This window comes from Kaarinaea lacus, from assembly GCF_975902315.1.
The window spans coordinates 1-2,693 of sequence record NZ_CDLKIE010000452.1 but is presented as its reverse complement, the minus strand read 5'-3'; the positions used below and the strand labels follow the sequence as shown (position 1 = coordinate 2,693).

Sequence of the window (2,693 nt, the reverse complement as noted above, 5' to 3'; positions counted from 1 at the left end):
GTCAGAGCTGGACTGGTCACCCGATGCAACAAGTATTGTTGCTTCTGTGTGGCGCGCGCCACACAGAAGCAACAATACTTGTTGCATCGGGTGACCAGTCCAGCTCTGACACAATTTCCTTATTCCTGCTTTGCCACAAGGTTTTGACAAATTCGCCCTTTGCCGTTAATAAATGCAGTGCGCTATTTCCTAATATGGTCTGTACAGCAATAATGTTTTTGCCATCCGGGCTCCAGGCGGCATGCTTATAGCGTTTACCGTGGGTTAATTGCGTACGTTTGCCAGTTTTTATGTCAATATGGTGCAGGTCAGCAAAGTAATTCACGCTATCTACAAGGTCTATCTGAGCCACTAACACGCCGGCGTCGGGATGCACATCAATTCGGCTGCCGTGAACTTCTGCGATTTGCTTCGCCACGCTCTCGCCAAAGGGCAATAGCATAAGTTCGGGTTCGCTGAGCCAGTCCTGTTTGACAAATAATATGTCTCCATTTGGTAAGCTTCGAGGTGGACCGGTGGTGTAACCATACTGGGTCAGTTGCTTGCCGGTTGCTGGTCCGCTTTGTTTGATTGATTCAATTTCAGGAATAAATTGTTTGCTCAGGTAGTTTTCGAATTCCGCCCACATGGCAGCTACATTTTTTTCAAATACTTTTTTTGAAGTCGTGTTCATTAAATAGGGTATTAAATTGTTGCTGTAATTCTGTATCCAGTCCTTGACCTGAGATTCGCCATAAGTCTCCATTAGAAAGTTAAAAAAGTAGACGCCATATAAGTAGCGGGTATTACCTGCGGGCCAGCTCACAATGGGCTGGTTAACCTGAGAGAGTGGTTTAATACCGGATGCCACTTCCAGTCGCATAAAACTACGGAACGCGCTGTTTTGTCCACGACCAATGCCAGGGGCAAGCTGAGTCTCATGATAAGTGGCTATACCTTCCAGAACCCAGGTAGGTTGCAAGGCATTGGGGAAGAACAGGGTATGTCTCCCAAAAATATTACGACCGCCTTGTGCTAATCCGGCCACTTTATCGACATGGATAATGTGCACGTACTCATGGTTTATGACCAGGTCCAGCCAGTTGTGGTAGTCACTAATGGTGTCATAGTCATCGGGTGGCGTTACTATGATTTGCATGGTGTTGTGCGGCATGGGGTAAGCGAATGCATTACTGAAATCCATTCGGTCAACAAGCACAATTTGGGTTGGTTCTTCCGGTTGCCAGTTAAAAAATTTGCTAATCCGCTGGTGGGCTCTTTCACTGATCTGCGCTACATTTTGGGCCAGCTGTTCCTCATCGTCGTGATAATGGATGAGAAAATGTTCTGTGCGCAATGTTTTCCAGGTGAGAGTGGGATCATATCCGAATGCGGCGAAACTGTTGTTTTGGCAAATTACGATTGCCAGGGTGATCATAAAGCCTGTGATTGTTTTCATTGTAAAAAGCGCAGTTTTACCACTGATGTATACAAAAACTCTAACCATAGTAGGCTTCATAATCCAACACAAGCTTTAACGTGTAACTATCTGATTTTAATGGATACCAATTTAAAACTGTGAACCAGTTCAAATTGCTTATTCTAAAGCCGTCACACTTTCCGCCGATACAGGAATTGATTTTACGTTGCGTGTGTTAGGGCCGCTCTGATTTCCAGAGCCTGGATTTTAAAGCCCTACGCAGCAAGAGTTTCATCAATACTGAACGGGATATTGCGGTAATGTGGTGGAAAGTAATAACAACAATAGTAATCAGTTTGTGGTGCGTGGCTCAGGTGGCGTGGGCCGAAACAATTGCCGTAAAACCAACGACCCCGGTTCAGATATCCATACACCCGGAATCCACTGTTTCCCCAGGCAGTGTTGTATCTTTTGTGGTTCGGGTGTCGTCAAGTCTTCCTAGCGATAACCTGCACATTACAGTGGAACTCCCGCCAGCGTCGGAAGTGATGTCGGGTGAACTCCAGTGGTCAGGGTCGATTTATCAAGGTGAAATCAAGGAAATCCGCTTTAGTCTGAAATTCCCACCCCACACAGTACCGGTTGTTAGCGCGAGCGCCAGTATTCAGGCAGTGAATGGTGCACAGTTAGCGGCAAGTACTGTTTACCGCCAGGCGATGGCTCAGCCGGCTGGAATCAGTAAATCCAATCAAGGAAGAAAGGTATCACGTGAAGGACGCTCGGTTGTGGAATATTCCCTGAAGTAGGTGGGTTATGGTCTGCAACACTAGCCTGGTAAGTAATGTTACACGTTATGCATTAATGATAGCTACTCTAATGCTGGCTGCATGCTCGGGTGGGTCAGGTGGCTCATCTGAAAGTGTGGGAGGGGCGAGTGGTGCCGTGCAGGTGTTACAGATTACTGGTGTCATTCGCTTTGAAGACAAGGAATACGGGGCGTACGGATTCAATGGTAATACCCAGTTCAAGCCAGTGCGGTTCGCCATCGTGGATTTGGTAGATGCTGGTAATAGGGTCATCGATACTACTGTAACTGATGAGTCAGGTAATTATACGCTGGTCGGTTCGGTAACAAATACCAGGGTCCGCGTGCTTGCGCAAACGGGTGCTTCAGTTGCTGCGACGATTACCATCCATGATCACGACGGTAATGTGTATGCAGTTAGCCAGGCGTTGAGTAACGAAGAAACGTCGCTGGAAATAAATATAGATGCGGAAAGTGATGTTGCAGGTG

Annotated in this window: 3 protein-coding genes; 2 read left to right on the top strand and 1 reads right to left on the bottom strand. The window is 46.9% G+C overall.

Going from position 1 to position 2,693, the window contains the following annotated elements; translation table 11 throughout:
• Nucleotides 1-16: 16 nt before the first annotated feature.
• Nucleotides 17-1,438 (bottom strand): hypothetical protein, encoded by a 1,422-nt coding sequence (locus tag ACWVCM_RS14055; protein WP_455202392.1) that lies wholly within the window; start codon nt 1,436-1,438, stop codon nt 17-19.
• Between the two features lie 281 nt (nt 1,439-1,719).
• On the opposite strand from ACWVCM_RS14055, the gene ACWVCM_RS14050 reads away from it, so the two are divergent.
• Both ACWVCM_RS14050 and ACWVCM_RS14045 read left to right on the top strand, forming a co-directional pair.
• Entirely contained in the window at nt 1,720-2,205 is a 486-nt protein-coding gene (locus ACWVCM_RS14050; protein WP_455202391.1) for a hypothetical protein, read from the top strand.
• A gap of 7 nt (nt 2,206-2,212) precedes the next feature.
• Nucleotides 2,213-2,693 (top strand): hypothetical protein (locus ACWVCM_RS14045; RefSeq protein WP_455202390.1); only part of this gene is annotated, 481 nt, incomplete at its 3' end.